General features: G+C 61.8%; 15 protein-coding genes and 1 tRNA gene. 10 read left to right on the top strand and 6 right to left on the bottom strand.

The window, feature by feature from the left end:
- Positions 1-219: 219 nt before the first annotated feature.
- Positions 220-1362, bottom strand: a complete 1143-nt coding sequence (locus FF124_RS19830; RefSeq protein WP_138750213.1) for a LacI family DNA-binding transcriptional regulator — start codon at positions 1360-1362, stop codon at positions 220-222.
- Between the two features lie 328 nt (positions 1363-1690).
- Here FF124_RS19830 and FF124_RS19825 point away from each other — a divergent pair, with 328 nt between their 5' ends.
- From FF124_RS19825 to FF124_RS19810, 4 genes are all read left to right on the top strand, one after another.
- Positions 1691-2923, top strand: a complete 1233-nt coding sequence (locus FF124_RS19825; protein ID WP_210237513.1) for a YyaL domain-containing protein — start codon at positions 1691-1693, stop codon at positions 2921-2923.
- A 44-nt stretch (positions 2924-2967) separates the two neighbouring features.
- Positions 2968-3954, top strand: coding sequence for a TRAP transporter substrate-binding protein DctP (gene dctP / locus FF124_RS19820; RefSeq protein ID WP_138750212.1), 987 nt, complete (start codon positions 2968-2970; stop codon positions 3952-3954).
- Between the two features lie 255 nt (positions 3955-4209).
- Positions 4210-6087: a TRAP transporter large permease gene (locus FF124_RS19815; RefSeq protein ID WP_246072592.1), complete on the top strand. Its 1878-nt coding sequence runs from the start codon at positions 4210-4212 to the stop codon at positions 6085-6087.
- Between the two features lie 80 nt (positions 6088-6167).
- The gene (locus tag FF124_RS19810) at positions 6168-7982 is read left to right on the top strand and encodes a DUF2264 domain-containing protein (RefSeq protein WP_138750210.1); all 1815 of its coding nucleotides are present in this window, start codon (positions 6168-6170) and stop codon (positions 7980-7982) included.
- 64 nt (positions 7983-8046) lie between these two features.
- Here the strand turns inward: FF124_RS19810 and FF124_RS19805 are convergent, their stop codons facing one another.
- Positions 8047-8235, bottom strand: coding sequence for a hypothetical protein (locus tag FF124_RS19805; protein ID WP_138750209.1), 189 nt, complete (start codon positions 8233-8235; stop codon positions 8047-8049).
- Between the two features lie 35 nt (positions 8236-8270).
- Between FF124_RS19805 and FF124_RS19800 the strand changes: the two genes are divergently transcribed.
- Positions 8271-8681 (top strand): hypothetical protein, encoded by a 411-nt coding sequence (locus tag FF124_RS19800; RefSeq protein ID WP_138750208.1) that lies wholly within the window; start codon positions 8271-8273, stop codon positions 8679-8681.
- A gap of 598 nt (positions 8682-9279) precedes the next feature.
- On the opposite strand, the gene FF124_RS19795 is transcribed toward FF124_RS19800, so the two are convergent.
- Together FF124_RS19795 and FF124_RS19790 are read right to left on the bottom strand one after the other, a co-directional pair.
- A tRNA-Arg gene (locus FF124_RS19795) sits at positions 9280-9356 on the bottom strand.
- Between the two features lie 257 nt (positions 9357-9613).
- Entirely contained in the window at positions 9614-11104 is a 1491-nt protein-coding gene (locus tag FF124_RS19790) for a sensor histidine kinase (protein WP_138750207.1), read from the bottom strand.
- A gap of 257 nt (positions 11105-11361) precedes the next feature.
- Between FF124_RS19790 and rpmH the strand changes: the two genes are divergently transcribed.
- The 5 genes from rpmH (at position 11362) to argB (ending at position 15461) form a co-directional block, all read left to right on the top strand.
- A complete protein-coding gene (gene rpmH / locus FF124_RS19785) occupies positions 11362-11502 on the top strand; it encodes a 50S ribosomal protein L34 (protein WP_024708326.1) in 141 nt (46 codons plus the stop codon).
- 15 nt (positions 11503-11517) lie between these two features.
- The gene (rnpA, locus tag FF124_RS19780) at positions 11518-11913 is read left to right on the top strand and encodes a ribonuclease P protein component (protein WP_138750206.1); all 396 of its coding nucleotides are present in this window, start codon (positions 11518-11520) and stop codon (positions 11911-11913) included.
- Position 11914: 1 nt separating this feature from the next.
- Positions 11915-13717 (top strand): membrane protein insertase YidC, encoded by a 1803-nt coding sequence (gene yidC, locus FF124_RS19775; RefSeq protein ID WP_138750205.1) that lies wholly within the window; start codon positions 11915-11917, stop codon positions 13715-13717.
- 118 nt (positions 13718-13835) lie between these two features.
- Entirely contained in the window at positions 13836-14486 is a 651-nt protein-coding gene (yihA, locus tag FF124_RS19770; RefSeq protein WP_138750204.1) for a ribosome biogenesis GTP-binding protein YihA/YsxC, read from the top strand.
- A gap of 87 nt (positions 14487-14573) precedes the next feature.
- Entirely contained in the window at positions 14574-15461 is an 888-nt protein-coding gene (gene argB / locus FF124_RS19765) for an acetylglutamate kinase (RefSeq protein ID WP_138750203.1), read from the top strand.
- A 44-nt stretch (positions 15462-15505) separates the two neighbouring features.
- Here argB and FF124_RS19760 read toward each other — a convergent pair whose 3' ends face one another.
- Together FF124_RS19760 and FF124_RS19755 are read right to left on the bottom strand one after the other, a co-directional pair.
- Positions 15506-17011, bottom strand: coding sequence for an MFS transporter (locus FF124_RS19760; RefSeq protein ID WP_246072585.1), 1506 nt, complete (start codon positions 17009-17011; stop codon positions 15506-15508).
- Positions 17012-17093: 82 nt separating this feature from the next.
- A complete protein-coding gene (locus FF124_RS19755) occupies positions 17094-18572 on the bottom strand; it encodes an MFS transporter (protein WP_138750202.1) in 1479 nt (492 codons plus the stop codon).
- Positions 18573-18616: the final 44 nt, after the last annotated feature.

Here is an 18616-nt window from a genome sequence, read left to right as displayed (position 1 = left end):
TAGGAAAGCTCAAGCGCTTCAAACGGGTGGCTCTGCGCTGCGAGAAAACCAAACGCAACTTTTCAGCCATCGTGTCAATCGCTGCAGCATTCAACCTCATCAAATCCGTCCACACAGCCTAGTACCTAAAGATCCACAGTGGAAATCCTATGTCGCTTCTGCCCTCTTTGCAGAAGGAAAATAGATGGCCGGATTTTACTTCACCTGCGGACGGTCGGCTCAGCACCTTCCGTGGCCGACTCCTGCACCGCCGATCTCACTATCTGCCTGCCGGACAGGCGCCGTTGACTGCCGGGGCAGCAGATCGACGCCGATGCTGATCCGTTTTGCCGGACTGTTGGGAAACGAGGCGCGCTCGGCGAGAAGCTTGACCGCTGCTATGCCCAGTTCCCGCCGGTCGATTCCGACCGTCGTCAGGGACGGCATAGCATGGGCGCCGATCGGCAGGCCGTCGAAGCCGATCACGGAAATGTCGCCTGGAACGGAAAGGCCCATGTCGCGGATCGCCTGGATCGCACTCATGGCAACGACATCCGAGACGCAGAACAGCGCTGTCGGCGGCTTTTCCATGCCGGCAATGTGTTTTGCGATCTCAGGACCCGCATTCATGCTGATCATATCGGTGGAGCCGAGGTCGAGGAGATGGCGTGCCGGGTCGAAGGTAATTCCGGCGCCTTCCAGCGCATCGCGAAAACCGATCTCCCGCTGCGCAATGGATATCCGGTAGACATGGGTCACATGGAGAATCTCTGTGTGTCCCAATTCGAGCAGATGCCGGGTCGCCGCCCAGCCGCCGAAATAATAGTCCGGCGCGACGCTCGGAAAATTCATCGAGGGATCGATGCCGTTGACAAGAACCCCCGGTATGCCGTTCTGCCGCATCGCTTCCAGCAACTGGGGTTCGTCGATGCCCATCAGGACGGCGGCTTTCGGAAGCGCTTTCCATGAGCGTTCGCCGCGCTTGGAAAGCGCTTCGTCTAGGATCGAGACTTCGACCGTCACGCCCTGAACGGCGGCCTCGGCTACGATCCCGTCGATGATATCGCCGTAAAAGGCATCATTGCCCACCATCCGCCCATAGGTCAGCAGCGTGACCGTCGAGGGCAGTGTCTGCGGATGCTGATTTTCATACTCCAGATAGCCCACCATCTGCGCCGCGCGCAAAACGGCGTCGCGGTTTCGCCGGCTCACCCCCCGGCGGTTGTTGAGCGCTTTCGAGGCGGTGGCCACCGAAACGCCGGCAGCGGCGGCAACATCTGTCAGCTTCGCGGAAGAACGGGACGGTTTCGCGCTGCCGGTCTCGGACATGTCCTCCATGGGCGGGTTTTTGCCTGGTTGCGCCGGTTCCATCGCTTCACTCATTGTTTTCCGTTCCCCTGATTTTCGAGAAATACACAAAAGTGCGTTGATCACAAGCGCATGGAAAAATCAAAGCCTTACATCGAAAATATGGAAAATATAGAAAAATTAGAAAATTATGATTGACTGCGAAAACGTCGGGGATCATGCTTCGCCCAACAGTCGGCCGTCGCACCTGTCCGCCTCGGGCGTAGGAGAGGTCGGCTGGAACCAAGGGTGGAGCAGCCTTCGGGCGGGCGGAGATCTGTCGGGCGTCTCTCAAAAGGAGGCAAGGGCATCGCCGCGCGACGTGGTGGGGCGCCACATTGCGTTGTCTAGGAGAGTTTGCCCAATGAACGATTTGTTTCCTGTTCACGACGAGGGACGGATCATCCCGCCTATGGCGGCAGAGACCCAGCAGGATCTCGAGGCGGTCAAGACCGACATTCTTGGCAGTATCGAGCGGAATGCGCCCCGGATCGGTTCGCGCAATCCGATGATCGGCGCCGGCCCGGACGATCACCGCTGGGTCTACCCTGAAATCGGCTATTTCTGGACGGATTCATTCTGGGTGGGCGAACTCTGGCTCGCGCATATGCTGACGGGCGATCAGCGCTACAAGAACATGGCGCGGATGCGCAATCTGCACCTCGAACGCATTCTCGACACGCCGCTGTGGCTGAGCCATGACCTTGGCTTTCTGTTTTCGCTTTCCGCCGTTGCCGATTACAGGCTCACCGGCGACCAGCAGGCGCGGACGCTGGCCCTGCGCGCGGCCGACGCCCTGAAGGCCCGTTTCAACTGGGCCGGCGACTATCTGGTGGCGTGGACGGCAAGCCGCGAGAATATGGAACACGCAGCCAAGGTTCAGGGGAAGGTGATCATCGATTCCATTCAGAACCTGTCGCTGCTGCTCTGGGCTTATCAGGAAACCTGCATTGTTTCCTATCGCGATGTGGCCCTCCGGCATGCCGATACGCTCAGGAAGCACATCGTGCGCAGTGACTACAGCACCTTCCACACGTTCGATTTCGATACGTCCACAGCGCAGCCGATCGGCGGCAACACGGCGCAGGGCTATGCGGACGGATCGTGCTGGAGCCGCGGGCAGGCCTGGGGCATTCACGGCTTCGCGCAACTGGCGGAAACCACCGGCAATCTCGAATTTCTCGAACTGAGCGCGAAGCTCGCCGATTATGCCCTGGACAAGATGGGCGACGATTACGTTCCCGACTGGGACTATCTGCTTCCCGCCGGCGAAGAGCGGATCAAGGACAGCTCCGCCGGCGCCGTCACATCGTCCGGTCTTTTCATTCTGGCCGATGTCCTTTGCCGGATCGGCGAGCGCAAACGCGGCGAGCGCTACAGGACCGCCGCCCTGAAAATGCTGTTTGCCCTGCGCGAAAGGCACGACCTGACAAACAATCCGGATGCGCAGGGTCTCTTGTCGGCCGGCGCGTCCCACGTTCACGGCGCCAGGGCACAGGATCGGCCGAACCTGGCGAACGCCATGCTTCCCTATGGAGATTACTACTATTTCGAGGCCGTTTTGCGGGCCTTGGGATATCGCCAGTTTTTCTGGTGATGACAGCGAAGACGTTTATACCGACACAATAACGGGAGAGAGATATGAAATTTCGTCCACTGATGATCGCGCTGGCCTGCACGGCAAGCCTGTTGGCCTCAGGCGCGCAGGCCAAGACCTATAAATTCGCGACCAACACCACCGCCGATGTCGGCCCCGGTGCCCTGATCGGCGAGTTCACCGAAGCCGTTCAGGAAAGAACGGACGGCCGGGTCAAGATCAAGGTGTTCGCAAACGGCGTTCTGGGCAGCCAGGAAGACTATCTGCAGCAGATCCAGAAAGGCGTCGTCGACCTTGGTCTCGTCAACAGCGCAACGCTGGAAAACATCATTCCGGAGTTTTCCGTCGTCAACCTCCCCTACGTCTTCCGGACGCTTGAGGAATATGGCGAGGTGATGAGCAATGCTGAAATTCAGGACATGCTGTTCGAATCGGCCGAAAGCCACAATTTCGTTCCGCTGGGCTTCTTCTCGAACGGGTTTCGCAGTCTCACGCTGCTCAAGCCCGTCAACACGATGGCAGACCTGAAGGGCATGAAGATCCGCACGCTCTCCAGCCAGACCTATGTCGACATGTACAAGGCATTCGGCGCGGTGCCCACGCCGATGGCCTTCGGCGATGTCTTCCCTGCCCTGCAGCAGGGCGTGATCGATGGTGCCGGCGGCTCCCTGAGCGGCCTTTACGACCTCAACTACGGCCAGGCTGCCAAATATGCCGCACTGACAGAGCATACGCGACTGACCGATTTCGTCGTCGTGAGTGACGATTTCCGTGAGAGCCTGAGCCCGGAAGACATGGAGATCGTCAAGGAAGAGCTGATGAAGGTCAGCCTCAAGTCGCTCGATGTCATCGACAGCGAATTTGCCCGCTCCGCCGAGCTGGGTGCCGAAAAGTTCGGGGTCACCATCGTCGAGATCGACAAGACGCCGTTCATGGAGGCCGTCGAGCCGATGTATGAGGAAGCGGCCCAGGATCCGAAGAAGCGCGAATTGCTCGAAGCGATTTTCGCCATCGAAGACCGTCAGCTCTGATCCTGCTTTCGGCCGGATGCCCTGCCGTCCTGCCAGGGCCCGGTCGGCGACGGACCGCGTCCTGTCGCCCGGGCTTTGGTGTCCCGCCACCGCGCGTCCGGTCCTGAGGCCGGCAGGGCCTCCCCCATACCCTCGCGACCCGTATCTGCCTTTCGGGTCGCGGCCGAAAAGCGTCCGCAGCGCTTTCTGCGGTCTGTTCCGGGAACTGGTCCTATGCAGCAAACCAACGAACGTCCGAATTCTACCTTGCCCCATATGTTCGCGCGCGCCTATGCGCTTTTCGGGAAGCTGCTTGGCGCTGTCCTGATTGCCCTGACCCTGGCGATGAGCGCGATGATCACCTATCAGGTCGTCGCCCGCTATTTCTTCAATGCGCCAAGCACATTGACGGAAGGCCTTTTGCGCTATGCTCTGATCTGGCTCGGCCTTCTGGGCGCGGGCTACTGCTTCATGAGCGGCCAGCACCTGAACCTGCCGCTGGTCCTGGAAATGCTGCCGAAGAAGCGCGCGGCCTTTCTCAAGGCGATCAATGCCTGGCTGTGCCTGTTGTTCGGGGCCATTCTCGTCTGGTCCGGCTATAACGCGATTTTCGAAAATTCCCGCATGATGGCGCCGATCATCAACATTTCGGTCGGCACGCTGCAAAGCGTTCTGCTGGCCTGCGGCGTCATGACGGTGGTTTCGCAATGTGTCGAAATCTTCCGGCTGCGGCGCGCGGGAGACCTCTCCTTGACCGCTATCCTGGGATCGGCCATCGTCATTGCCCTCGGCATTGCGTTGATCTGGTGGCTTCGCGGAACCGGGGTTTACGAATACCTCGTCGATGAAAAGCTCGAACTGTTTTCGGTCATCGTGCTTTTCGGCATGTTTTTCCTGCTTCTGATCATCGGCACGCCCATCGCCGTCGGTCTGGCGCTTTCGGGCATCCTGACCATCAGCCTGCAGCTTGATCCGTCGATCATGTTCACGACAAGCGGCGAGAAACTGTTCAACAGCCTCGACAATTTCGGCTTTCTGGCGCTGCCCTGCTTCGTTCTGGCGGGCAATATCATGACCCAGGCCGGCATCGCCCGGCGCCTGATCGACCTCGCCATGCTGATCGGCCGGCGCATTCCCGGCAATCTGTGGCATGCCAATGTCATTGCCAACATGCTGTTCGGCTGCCTTTCCGGCTCCGGCATCGCGGCTGCGACGGCGATCGGCAGCATGGTCGCGCCTGTGGCGGAAGAGAAGAAATACGACATGCCGTTCACGACCGCCGTAAACGCGGCGTCGGCGCCTGCCGGCATGCTGATTCCGCCATCGGGACCGTTCATCATCTATTCGCTGATCAGCGGCGGTTCCGCATCGATCGTGGCCCTTTTCCTCGCCGGCTATGTTCCGGGCATCATCATGGGCCTATCGGTCATGGTCGTGGCTTATATCTATGCCCGCCGCAACAAATACCCGACGGACAAGTCGCCCTACAAGGGTTCCGAGGTCATGGTAACGCTGTGGAAAGCCCTGCCGAGCCTCACGCTCGTACTCGTGGTCATCGGCGGCATTGTCGGCGGCGTGTTCACGGCCGTGGAAGGGTCCGGCATCGCCGTCTTCTACAGCCTGCTGCTCGCCATTCTCTACCGCAGCCTGACCTGGACGCAGCTGATCCGCGCCAGCCTCCAGACGGTCATCACCTCCGGCGTGATCCTGCTTCTGATCGCCGCCTCGGGGCTGATGAGCTGGAGCATGACCTTTGCCAGCATTCCCGACAGCATCGGCTTGTTCCTGACCGGCATCAGCGACAGCAAATATGTCATCCTGCTGCTGATCAATATCAGCCTGCTGATTGGCGGCATCTTCATGGATATGTCGGCCGCACTGCTGATCTTCACGCCGATCCTCTATCCCGTCGTCACGGCGATGGGCGTCGATCCGGTGCATTTCGGCGTGGTGATGATCTATAACCTGTGCATGGGCGTCGTGACCCCGCCGGTCGGAACCGTTCTTTTCGTGTCCTGCGGCATTACCGGCCAGTCGATCACGCGGGTCGTCCGGCCGCTGCTGCCGATCTTCCTCGTGCAGATCCTCGGCCTGCTGGCGATCACCTACATCCCCGAACTCAGCCTGTTCCTGCCGCGGCTGTTCGGAATGTAATCCGGGACCGTCTCTCGGCTGCCATCATCAAGGTCCCGCTTAAGGGGCCTTTCAAATCGATCATCAGGGATATCAGGTCAATGGCGTATTATTCCAAATTCTCCGAAAATCCGATGCGCACGCGCGCCGATTTTCAGACCCTCGTCAGGGATCTCGTCGCCCCGGTCGCAGGCTATATCGAACGACAGGGCGCGCGCGTCGACTTTGACGACGGCGCCGCCGTCTACCCGATGGCGTCGAGCGCGCTCGAAGGCGTCGCCCGCCCCCTCTGGGGCCTCATTCCCCTGACGGTCGGCGCCGGCGACGACAACGGCCTGTGGCCTCTGATGCGCCGCGTGCTTGCCGAGGGCACGGATCCCGACCACCCCGATTACTGGGGCCCGACCGCAAGCCCGTCGCAGCACAGCGTGGAAATGGCCGCCATCGGCGTCATGCTGATGGCCGTGCCGGAAACCGCCTGGGCTCCCTTTTCCGAGCGCGAGAAGGACAATCTGCTGCGGTGGCTGGAAGACATCCAGCATGTCACCCTCGTCGACAACAACTGGCTGTTCTTTGCCGTTCTGGTTCAGGAAGGCCTGCGCAAGATCGGCCGCGCGGATCTGGTCGACGAGGCGCTGCAGGCGCGCTACATCCAGCGCGTCAGCGACTGGTATCTGGGCGATGGCTGGTATGGCGACGGGCCGACATTGCCGGTCGACCATTACGGCGCATTCGCCATTCATTTTTACGCGCTCATCTACGCCCATTTCGCCAAGGACCCGAAGCCCGCGCTGGTCAAGACCTTTCGCGAACGGGCGTCGGCCTTCATGGTCCCGTTTTCCCACTGGTTTGCCGAAACGGGCGAGGGCCTGATGGTCGGCCGTTCGCTCATCTACCGCTTCGCCATGGCCGCCTTCTGGGGCATGGCGGCGGTCTGTGAACTGGACGGGATGTCGACCGGCCAGATCAAGGGCATCTGGGCGCGCCAGATCCGCAGCTGGCGCGACAAGCCGATCTTCACCGCCGACGGTCTCATGACCCGCGGCTATTATTATCCGAACCTCATCATGTGCGAGGACTACAACTCGCCGACCTCGCCCTACTGGGCCATGAAGGCGTTCATGCCGCTCGCCCTGCCGGAGGATTCGGCGTTCTGGCAGGCGGAGGAAGAGCCGCTGCCATGCCCCGAGAAGGTCTATCCGATGCCGGCGAACAATACGATCGCGCAGCGGATCGAAGGGCACAGCGTGATCCATTATGGCGCGCCGGTACGGGCCGACGTGCAGCCGGACAAGTACAACAAATTCGCCTACTCCACCAATTTCGGCATGGAAATCAACGCTCTGCAATATGCCGAGGAATTCCGCTTCGGCGACAATATTCTCGCCTTCAGCTTCGACCGCGGCATCAACTGGCAGATGCGACGGAGCAACAGTTTCAGCCGGCTTGAAGGCCGGACGCTGTCGCTTGGCTGGAGCACCGGCGCGCAGGCGGTGGAAACCACGATCGACGTCGCCGAGGACCGCAGCTTTGTCCGCCGTCATCAGTTCACGCTCGAACGGCCGGCCTTGGTCGCCGAAAGCGGCTTTGCCGTCGACCAGTGGTATGAGGAAGCGGAGGTTCTGGTGCCGGAGGCGGGCGCTGTCGAGCCCCGCCTTTTGATGCAGGACCGCGATCGCGACGACATCATGAAGACAGAAGCCGTCATCGCGGTCAGAGGCACCAACGGCCTTTCGGCGATCCGCAGTCTCGACGATTATCCGAAATTCGCAGGCGTGGCCCGCAGGGTCCATACCAACCTGAGCGCGCCGAGAACCATGGTGCCGTTCCTGCTGGTGCGGTTGCCGGCAGGCCAGCACACGCTCACCCATAAATTCCGCGTCTCGTCGCGGCGCGACGCCGACATGCTGGATTAAAGCTGCACCGGCTGGTCGCGGGTGCGGTCGATGCGTTCCCACATGACCCGCGCCACACACATGTTCACGGCATGGGCTGAATGCTCTTGCCACCCAAGGCCCCTCCCCTATTCTCTGCGTCAGCGGCGAACAGGGCAGCGGCAAGAGTTCGGTCACCGACCTGCTTGCCAACCTGATCGATGCCGAGATCGGCAGGAAGCGCACCGTCTCGAAGGACGAGCGCGACCTGGTCATTGCTGCCAAGAACGGCCATGTGCTTGCCTTCGACAACATGTCGAGCGTCGCCAAATGGCCGACTTCGCCGAGTGGATCGAAGCCTGCTCTCCGGCCTTTGGCTGGGGGCCAGGCCAGTTCCTGGAAGCCTATCCTCTAAGCAGGACCGATGCCGCCAAGGTCGCGCTTGAGAACGATCCTTTCGGCAGCGAGCTGATCCGCATCATCAAGCGGCATCGTGCGACCGGCTTCAGCGGGACAGCCACGCATCTCCTGGAAGTTCTCAACGAGCATGCAGCGCCGGCGATCAAGAACATGCGGGTATGGCCATCGACAGCGGCAACGCTCGGCACGCTCGTCCGTCGGGCCGCGCCGCTGCTCCGGAGCGAAGGCTATGCCGTCACTGACAGCCGGACGGCAGAAGGCCGCATGATCATCACCCGGCCACTTTCGTCTGCGCACCCAAACGAAGAGACCGGGGTCTGAAGCCAGCTTTGCAGCTTCACTCATAGCCGCCCGCAGGCGGCCTTCCCCCGCGTCCCCTTTTTTGATCGTCCGCACCAGACAGCGGCTGACAGAAGGGGCGCGGGTCCTTCACGGGGCCCCTTGCCATGCGGGTATTTGGCACCGCGCGGTCGGGCCAGCCTGAGACCGGATACAAAGCCTAAAGTCTCAACGCTCGGGGCCGTTTCGGCTAAACTCCAGTTCTTTCCACACGTTATGCCTGCACCACGGGGACCGGATCAGCACCACACTGGCCCGGCAGCGTTGTGTCGTCCATGGGAAAAAAGCCGCAGCCCAGACAGCCTCGAAGGCCGCCGCCTAGTGGCTGACAGGCGCATGACGGCGATCTGAGCGAGGCTGTCATGTTCAACCTATTGAATAGATTAGGGAATGACAGTGATGACGGCAATGACAGCGCCAATTTTACTGAATCAAAGGGAATTTAGGGTTTGGCGACGCAAGCCGCCACGGAACTGCGTCGAAACCGATCCTGCTGCTTACCCCATGCTTATCTGAAAAATAGGACTAATAACCTACGAGAAAGCAGAAAAAGCAAGAGGCTGATTTTAAGAGGTAAAAGTGGCGCGCTCGGGAAGATTCGAACTCCCGACCCCCAGATTCGTAGTCTGGTGCTCTATCCAGCTGAGCTACGAGCGCTTGCCTTTGCGATGCGCCGCGTCTTGTCTGCGGCGTGCGAATGGGCTTCTAGAGCCTTCGGATTTGGAATGCAAGCGGTTTCCGGAAAAAACCTGTCATTTTTCTGAAACACGTCTGTTTCCGGTCGCCTGCTGCCGTGAGAAGACCGCTGAAGCCACTCGTATTCTCGAAATTATTCTTATCAAATCAATAAGATAGGAGTCTCAGTGAGACTGAGTGGAAAACAGGCATAGCGCACCTTCGGCAAGCCGGGCGGCTCAGGCGCCTGTCTCGCTGCGCCAGTTCTCAAGCGCCACCGGGCGGTCGGGAATCTCGATGCGGAACAGCGTGCCCTGCCCTGCCTTTTCCACGAGCGCGATGGTGCCGCCATGGGCGAGCACCAGTTCACGGGCGATCGCCAGGCCCAGCCCCGTGCCGCCGCTGCGCACGCCGCCCCTGAAGGCGGCAAACAGGTTCTCGCGCGCCTTTTGCGGCATGCCGGGACCGGTATCGTCGACCGAGAGCGAGACGACGCTGCCGTGACGCTGGGCGGAGACAATCAGGCAATTGAGCGAATCGCGCTTCTCGTGGGCCTGCTGCGTCAGTGCCTGCACGCTGTTGCGACAGAGATTGAAGACCACCCGGAACAGCTGCTCGGGATCGGCGTCGACCTTCAGGTCCTCCGGCACCCGGTTGATCCAGTCGATCGGTCGGTCGGCGGAAAGCTCCAGATAGTCATGCACGTCGTTGATCAACCCGAAAAGGCTCACCATCTCGCGCCTGGGCTCCGCCTCGGAGACCTGACCATAGCTCAGAACCGAGCGGGAATAGGCCGCCGCCCGGTCGATCGCGCGCAGCAGCTTCGGCGCGACGCGACGGACCACCGGATCATCGGTCCCCGCGATCCGGTCGGACATCAGCTGGGCGGAGGCCAGGATGTTGCGCATGTCGTGGTTGATCTTGGAGACGGCAAGACCGAGCTCGGCCAGGCGCTTCTGCTGACGCAGCGTTTTCTGCAGCTCGCTCTGCATCGAGGCGAGATGCCTTCCGGCAATGCCCAGCTCGTCCGTGGTCTCTTCCGGGCGATAGACGCTCTCCGGCAGATCCGGATGATCGGAAAAGGCCTGCATGTTGGCAATCTGGCGTCGCAGGGGCCGCACCAAGATGGCGTTCAGCCGGAAGAAGATCAGCATCGCCGTGAACGTCGACAGGAGAATGCTCAGAAGAAAGATGTTGCGGGCATAGACGAGAAGCGCATGGCGAAGCTCGTCATCCGAGATCACCAGTTCGATGATCGCGTCGCTGTCGCCGATATGGCCGAAGACGCGGATGGCGCGGTCGCCGCCGAACAGCAGTTCGTCGAAGGCATCGACCACGGCCTCGACCGGGCCGACATCGGTCAGGTCATAGGTCTTGGCGATTTCCGGCGGCATGTCGGTGATGGCGAGAAGCTGCGAGGCGCCGTCCTTCCTGAGCACGATCGCCTTGGTGCCGGTCGCCATCAGCGTCTCGTCCTGCAGCGCGCGCGGCAGAACCTGCGGCTGCAGCCCGTCGATCACGGTGGCGGCGGCGGCGGCGGTGCTCAGCCGGTCATCGAGCCATCTCAGCCGCATGCTGGCCAGCGAGGGCACGAAGAAGACGATCTCGGCGGACATGATGATCGCCACGGTGAGCGCCAGGATGCGCCCCGACAGGCCCGACAGGAAACCGGGCACGGCGACCTTGCCGTGAGGCGCCTCCTCAGTCTCACGGGGTCTTACCCACCGCATCGCTTGTTCTCCGGTTCAAGAAGTCGAGGGATCATAGCCCAATCCCCAACAGGACAAAACCGTCATATTTGAGGCACTTGCAAAGTCGCGCGCCCGGCATGATTGACAATTTGCGACCCTTTCCCTTATAAGCCGCGCAGTTTCCGGCAGCTTTGGCCCGCCCCGCAAGGCGGCGATCATGCCGGCAACATCATCCACACGCTTCAACTGCCTCGGCAGTTCACCAAGAAGGGCCGCACACCGCGGTATTTAAACAAATGTCTACCAAGCGTACCTATCAGCCTTCCAAGCTTGTTCGCAAACGCCGTCACGGCTTCCGTGCCCGTATGGCCACCAAGGGCGGCCGCAAGGTCCTCCAGGCCCGCCGCGCGCGCGGCCGCAAGCGCCTTTCGGCTTAAGGGCCCATAGCCCTGATGGCCGGACCGGACGACAATGCCGAGATGGTTGTCGGGCGGCTCAAGACCCGCCCGCAATTTCTGGCCGTCCAGAAAGGCGAACGGCGGAAAGGCCCGCTGTTTCTGCTGGAAGTACTTGACCGGCGCGAACCCCTTGAGGGGCCCCGCGTCGGTTTTACTGTGACCAAACGGCAGGGAAACGCCGTCGAGCGCAACAGGATGCGCCGCCGGCTGAAAGAGGCTGTGCGTCTCAAAGGCGCATTTGCAATGCAACCCGGTTGCGATTATGTCGTTGTGGGCCGTCGGGAGGTGCTCGGCGTCTCTTTCGCGATGCTCGCAGATGAGCTGGAATCACGGATTTCGAAATCGCCCCGAACCGGACGGAGCCGCAAGGCGTCCGCACCAGGAAGATAAGATGGAAAACAACCGCAATTCTATCATTGCGATCGCGCTCACGGTCCTGGTCGTACTGGCCTGGCAATTCCTGTATATGGGCCCGCGCCTTGAAGAGCAGCGCGCCGCGCAGGAACAGGCGGCACAGCAGCAGGCGACACAGGAACAGACCGCCACAACGAACAATACCGCCGGTTCCCAGGCCTCAGGCGCCTCGTCCACAGCCAGCGGCGATGCGGTGTTCTCCCAGGCCGGCGCCCAGCAGACGACCGCCCCGCGCGTCAAGATCGAGACGCCCGCGCTCTCCGGCTCCATCAACCTTGCCGGCGCGCGCATCGACGACATCAAGCTCAAGGACTACCACGTCACCGTAGACCCGACGAGCCCCATCGTCACCCTGTTCAGCCCCGCCGATACCGAAAACGGCTACTTCGCCGAACTTGGCTTCGTCCAGGGCGAAAACTCCGGTTCGGTCCCGGGACCCCAAACTGTCTGGACGCTGGAAAAGGGCGACACGCTGACGCCTACGACCCCGGTCGAACTGTCCTACACCAATGAGTCCGGCCTGACCTTCCACCGCACGATCTCCATCGATGACGATTACATGATCACGATGGACGACACGGTGACCAACGCCTCCGACAAGCAGGTGACCGTCAATCCCTACGGCCGCATCACCCGCTTCAACCTGCCGGACGAGCCGTCCGCCTGGGTGCTGCACGAGGGTTTCCTCGGCGTCATGGCGCCGGATGCCGGCATCACGGAGGACACCTACAAGAACGTCGCCAAGGAAGACGAGACCTATACCGGCTCGAACGGCGGCTGGTTCGGCGTCACCGACAAGTACTGGGGCACCGCGATCATCCCCCAGTCCGACATGAATTACGATGTCCGCTTCTCGCATTTCGACGATGGCCGGGCGCGCTACCAGGCGGACTATTCCGACAATCAGCCGCTGACGATTGCCGCCGGCAAGACCGCGGAACTGAAGACCATGGTGTTTGCCGGCGCCAAGGTCACCAACATTCTGACCCAGTACCAGAAGCAGTACAATATTCCCCTGTTCGACCGCATGATCGACTGGGGCTGGCTGTGGTTCATCACCAAGCCGCTGTTCCAGCTGATGGACTTCATCTATCACCAGGTCGGCAATTTCGGCGTCGCGATCCTGATCACGACCGTCATCATCAAGCTCCTGTTCTTCCCGCTCGCCTCCAAGCAGTATGCCTCCATGGCCAACATGAAGCGCATGCAGCCGAAGATGACCGAGCTGAAGGAGCAGTATGGCGACGACCGCATGGGCCTGCAGAAGGCCATGATGGAGCTGTACAAGAAGGAGAAGATCAATCCGGTGGCCGGCTGCTGGCCGGTGCTGTTGCAGATTCCGATCTTCTTCGCGCTCTACAAGGTGCTCTACGTCACCATCGAAATGCGGCACGCGCCGTTCTTCGGCTGGATCCAGGACCTTTCCGCGCCCGACCCGACCAGCATCTTCAACCTCTTCGGGCTCCTGCCCTTCGCCGTGCCGCCGGTCCTGCATATCGGCGCCTGGCCAATCATCATGGGCATCACCATGTGGATGCAGATGCGCATGAACCCGACGCCGCCCGACAAGACGCAGGCGATGATCTTCAACTGGATGCCGGTGGTCTTCACCTTCATGCTGGCGAAATTCCCGGCCGGTCTGGTGATCTACTACGCCTGGAACAACTCGCTCTCGATCCTGCAGCAGTCGATCATCATGAAGCGCCACGGCGTCAAGATCGAACTGTTCGACAATCTGAAAGGCATGTTCCGCAAGAAGAAGCCGGCCCCGTCGGAATAGTCACCTGCTCGTTCCCGCATCAGGGGATGACAATCAAGACAGCGCGTTGCCGGAAAGCCCCGGCAACGCTCCTGCCCGGCGCTTGGCCGGGCTTTTTCTTTCGTGGTAGACAAACGCTATGAACCAGCCGATCGACAAAGACGCCGCCCTGTTCGCCCGTCCGTGGATCTTCATCCGCGGCGTGCCGTCGATGAAGTTCCTGCCGCCGGAAGGCCCGCCCGAAGTCGCCTTTGCCGGGCGCTCCAATGTCGGCAAGTCCTCGCTGATCAACGCGCTTCTCGCCCAGAAAGGTCTGGCGCGGACGTCCAACACGCCGGGCCGCACCCAGGAGCTCAACTATTTCGTTCCCGACGGCTATTCCGGTTCAGGCGAGGACCTGCCGCCGATGGCGCTTGTCGACATGCCCGGCTATGGCTATGCCCAGGCGCCAAAGCAACAGGTCGACCAGTGGACCAAGCTCGTCTTCGACTATCTGCGCGGCCGCGCCACGCTGAAGCGCGTCTATGTGCTGATCGACGCCCGCCACGGCGTCAAGAAGAATGACGAGGAGGTGCTCGACCTGCTCGACAAGGCCGCGGTTTCCTACCAGATCGTGCTGACCAAGTCCGACAAGATCAAGCCGCCGGCGGTCGAGAAGCTCCTCGCCGCCACAGCCGAGAAGATCCGCAAGCGTCCCGCAGCCTTCCCCGGGCTGATCGCCACCTCCTCCGAAAAGAATGCCGGGCTCGACGACCTCAGGCAGGCGATCCAGGAGACAGTGGCGACCTGACCCCGCGCAATACTTGGCAGCGCAATATTCACTAAGACGCGCGGATGCGCTAAAAGGCCGCGAGGATCAAAGCACCCGGGGTAATCCATGTCATTGTCGGAAAGCGAAGTTCAGGCACGTCTGCTGGTGCAGGCGCTGCCCTATATGCAGAAATACGAGAACAAGACCATCGTCGTGAAATATGGCGGTCACGCCATGGGCGATGCGGAACTCGGCCAGGCCTTCGCCAGCGACATCGCGCTTCTGAAACAGTCGGGCGTCAACCCGATCGTCGTGCATGGCGGCGGCCCGCAGATCGGCAACATGCTGAAGCGCATGGGCATCGAATCGAAGTTCGAGGGCGGGCTTCGCGTCACCGACCAGGCGACCGTGGAGATCGTCGAGATGGTGCTGGCCGGTTCGATCAACAAGGAAATCGTGGCGCTGATCAACCAGACCGGCGAATGGGCGATCGGCCTTTGCGGCAAGGACGGCAATATGGTCTTCGCCGAAAAGGCGAAGAAGACCGTCATCGACCCCGATTCCAACATCGAGCGCATTCTCGATCTGGGCTTCGTCGGCGAGGTCGACACGGTGGACACCACGCTGCTCGATCTTCTCGCCAAGTCCGAGATGATCCCGGTAATTGCCCCCGTCGCCCCCGGCAATGACGGCCATACCTACAACATCAATGCCGACACCTTCGCCGGCGCGATCGCGGGCGCGCTTCGCGCGACGCGCCTTCTGTTCCTGACGGATGTGCCCGGCGTGCTCGACAAGAGCGGCGAGCTGATCAAGGAGCTTTCGGTTGCCGAGGCGCGCAAGCTGATCCTCGACGGGACGATTTCCGGCGGCATGATCCCCAAGGTCGAAACCTGCATCGAGGCGATCGAGGCCGGCGTCGAGGGCGTCGTCATCCTCAACGGCAAGGTCAAGCATTCGGTCCTGCTCGAAATCCTGACCAAGGGCGGCGCCGGCACGCTGATCGTGCCGTAACCGGCCCCATTCCCCGTCTCTTTCAGCGCCCCGCTCAACCTGCCTCAGGCAATGTGCGGGGCGTTTTCCTTTGCGGCGGGTGCGGAGGCGTTCGGCTTGCGGTCGGCCGGCAGAAGCAGGGCAAGCGCGATCACGCCGACATAGGCGACGAGATTGTAGATCAGCGCCATGGCGAAGGCGCTGACATAGGCCGGGTGGTTGTCGGCGCCGGCCTCAAGCGTCATGGAGAGGCGGGCAAAGAAGATGCCGCTGATGATGGCGATGCCGAAGGCTCCGCCGAGTTGCTGCACGGCCTGCAGCGCGCCGGACGCCGAGCCCGCCTCCTCGTGCGGCACGCCGGAGAGCACGAGCTGGAAGATGGAGGCGATGGCAATGCCGAGGCCAAGACCCGAGACGATCAGCGGCGCGAACAAGGCCCAGCGCGACACCTCGTCGCCGACGCCGAGCACGTAGAGCCTCAGCCAGAACATGCCGACGCCGAGGAGCGCGATGCCGAAGATCACCCGCGGTTTCAGATAGCTATGGCCGATGCGCCCGCTGATCAGCGAGGCGGTGAACACGCCGAGCGAGAATGGCACGGTGGTCATGCCCGATTTCAGCGCCGAGAAACCGAAGCCGACCTGCAGGAAGACAGCGAGGCAGAGGAAGAAGCCCGGCAGCGTCGAGAAGAAGAACAGCGCCATCGAGCCGCCGACCATGAAGTTGCGATTCTTCATCAGCTGGAACGAGAGAAGCTGCGGCTTCTTGCGGGCGTTCTGCCGCCGCTCCCACATGACGAAGGCAATCAGCACCGGAAGGGCGGCGACCATCATGGCAAAGCACCAGAGCGGCCAGCCGAAGGTGCGGCCCTCCACCAGCGGGAAGATCAGCATGAACATGGCGACCGCGATCAGAAAAATGCCGAGATAGTCGTTGCGAATATCGGCCCGACGCGGCGTTGACGGCACGAGCTTTGCGCCGGCGACGATGGCGAACAGGCCGATCGGCAAATTGATCAGGAAGATCGCCCGCCAGCCGAGGCCGAACAGGCTGTGCTCGACCAGAAAGCCGCCGATGATCGGGCCGCTGACGGTCGCGATCCCCGCCATCATGCCGAAGAAGCTGAAGGCCCGGGCGCGCTCGTTTGCCGAAAACATCACCGTCGTCAGCGCCAGTACCTGCGGCGTCATCATCGCCGCCGAAAAGCCCTGGAACAGGCGGGCGAGCACCAGCATCAGCGTTGTGTGCGAAAGGCCGCAAAGGGCGGACCCCACCGTGAAACAGGCGACGCCGGCAATGAACATGGTCTTCTTGCCGAGAATGTCGCCAAGCCGCCCGAAGGGCAGCAGCGCGAGCGCGAACATCAGCACATAGCCGGCGACGATCCATTCGATTGCGGAGTTGGAGGCGTTCAGCCCCTCCTGGATCGACGGCAACGCCACATTGACGATGGTGACGTCGAGCATGTTCATGAACACCGCAGACAGCAGCACGGCGAGCGCCGTCCAGCGGCCCGGGTTCTGCTCCGCCGTCGCGCCGTTCGGCGCGGTTTCCGTCTGACTGGAAGCCAATGGGATCTCCGCATCTTGGTTGAGGGGCCGTCACCACTTGGGGGAGGACGGCGGAAATGTCAATTCACAGCCTTTCGCCCGGTCAGCCGAGCATCATGCCTTCGGTTTCCGGCTTTTCTCCGGACGGCTTGACGGCGGGCATGAAAAGCGCGGCGACGAAGACGGTCGCCATGGCAAGGATCATGTAGCCGATGCTGGCGGAAAAGCCGGCGACATAGGCATCCGCCGTCGCTGCGCCCGCCTGCTGGCGCGCGGCGATGATGGAGAAGAACAGGGCGCTGGCAATGGCGATGCCGAGCGCGCTGCCCGCCTGCTGGATGGCCTGCAGCGCGCCGGAAGCGGAACCCGCGTCGCGGCCCGGCACATCGGCAAGGATCGTCTGGAACAGCGGCGAGGCCGTCATGCCCAGCGAAAAGCCGCAGATGAACAGAGGCGGGGCGAAATCGAGGATGGCCAGATGCCGGTCGGCCCCGAGGACGACAAAGAACAGCATCACGTAACCGGCCGCCATCATCGCCGATGCCGCAAGGATCCGCCCCTTCAGGAAGCGGTCGGAGAGACGGCTGTTGGTGAAGGCGGAGAGGAAGGCGCCGAGCGGAAAGGGGACGGTGGAAAGCCCCGCCTCGAGCGGGGTGAAGCCAAAACCCTGCTGCAGGAAGAGCGCGAAGGTCATGAACAGGCCGGCCGGCGTCGAGTAAAACACCAGCGCGACGAAGCCGCCGAGCCGATAGCCGTGATTGCGCATCAGCGAGACCGGCAGAAGCTGGGAAAGTCCCTGTCGCTCCCGCCGCCGCTCGAAGACGTAAAAGCCGGCAAAGGCCGGAAAGGCGGCGATGATCATCGCAAAGCACCAGAGCGGCCAGCCGAACCGTCGCGCCTCGACCAGCGGAAAGATCAGCAGCACGAAGGCGGCGGCGACGATCAGCACCCCGATGACGTCCAGCGAAGACCGTTCGCTCGACGCGATGTCGGGAATGAGGATGCGACCGGCGATCACGGCGGCGATGCCGACCGGCACGTTGATGTAGAAGATCGAGCGCCATTCGAGCCCGAAAAGGTCGATCGCGATCAGCCAGCCGCCGATCAGCGGGCCGGAAACGATGGCGATGCCGCTCGCGATCCCGAACAGCGAGAAGGCGCTGGAACGCTCCTTGGAGGCAAACATGTCCTGCGCCAGCGCCAGAACCTGCGGCGCCATGATCGCGGCCCCCAGCCCCTGGCAGAGCCGCGCGACCACCAGCGTCGTGATATTGGGCGCGGCGCCGGAACAGGCCGAGGCCAGGGTGAAGAAACCCACGCCGAACAGGAACATCCGCTTCTTGCCGATGATGTCGCCAAGCCGCCCGCAGGGCATCAGAGCGAGCGCGAAGACCATTACATAGCCGGCGATGACCCATTCCAGCGACGAACTGTGGGCGTCGAGATCCTTGCCGATGACCGGCAGCGCCACATTGACGATGGTGGCATCGAGAAGGTTCATGAAGGCCGCGGCGATCAGCACCGACATCGCCAGCCATCGCCCCGGATAGGCCGGCGCTTCCGTCTCAGGCGCTTGCGTCATTCACGTCCCCGTTCGGATTGGTTGTCCCCTCTCCCATCCTTTGC

Source organism: Martelella lutilitoris (assembly GCF_005924265.1).
In the GTDB taxonomy this organism is placed as follows: Bacteria; Pseudomonadota; Alphaproteobacteria; order Rhizobiales; family Rhizobiaceae; genus Martelella; species Martelella lutilitoris.
This window is presented reverse-complemented; position numbering and strand designations above follow the sequence as displayed.

Bases quoted from the DNA above. Each gene is read 5' to 3' on its own strand.
- FF124_RS19810 (WP_138750210.1), top strand. From the start codon at position 6,168: ATGGCGTATTATTCCAAATTCTCCGAAAATCCGATGCGCACGCGCGCC.
- FF124_RS19805 (WP_138750209.1), bottom strand. From the start codon at position 8,235: ATGGCCGTTCTTGGCAGCAATGACCAGGTCGCGCTCGTCCTTCGAGAC.
- FF124_RS19830 (WP_138750213.1), bottom strand. From the start codon at position 1,362: ATGAGTGAAGCGATGGAACCGGCGCAACCAGGCAAAAACCCGCCCATG.
- argB (WP_138750203.1), top strand. From the start codon at position 14,574: ATGTCATTGTCGGAAAGCGAAGTTCAGGCACGTCTGCTGGTGCAGGCG.
- FF124_RS19815 (WP_246072592.1), top strand. From the start codon at position 4,210: ATGTTCGCGCGCGCCTATGCGCTTTTCGGGAAGCTGCTTGGCGCTGTC.
- dctP (WP_138750212.1), top strand. From the start codon at position 2,968: ATGAAATTTCGTCCACTGATGATCGCGCTGGCCTGCACGGCAAGCCTG.
- FF124_RS19825 (WP_210237513.1), top strand. From the start codon at position 1,691: ATGAACGATTTGTTTCCTGTTCACGACGAGGGACGGATCATCCCGCCT.
- FF124_RS19800 (WP_138750208.1), top strand. From the start codon at position 8,271: ATGGCCGACTTCGCCGAGTGGATCGAAGCCTGCTCTCCGGCCTTTGGC.
- yidC (WP_138750205.1), top strand. From the start codon at position 11,915: ATGGAAAACAACCGCAATTCTATCATTGCGATCGCGCTCACGGTCCTG.
- rpmH (WP_024708326.1), top strand. From the start codon at position 11,362: ATGTCTACCAAGCGTACCTATCAGCCTTCCAAGCTTGTTCGCAAACGC.
- rnpA (WP_138750206.1), top strand. From the start codon at position 11,518: ATGGCCGGACCGGACGACAATGCCGAGATGGTTGTCGGGCGGCTCAAG.
- yihA (WP_138750204.1), top strand. From the start codon at position 13,836: ATGAACCAGCCGATCGACAAAGACGCCGCCCTGTTCGCCCGTCCGTGG.
- FF124_RS19790 (WP_138750207.1), bottom strand. From the start codon at position 11,104: ATGCGGTGGGTAAGACCCCGTGAGACTGAGGAGGCGCCTCACGGCAAG.
- FF124_RS19755 (WP_138750202.1), bottom strand. From the start codon at position 18,572: ATGACGCAAGCGCCTGAGACGGAAGCGCCGGCCTATCCGGGGCGATGG.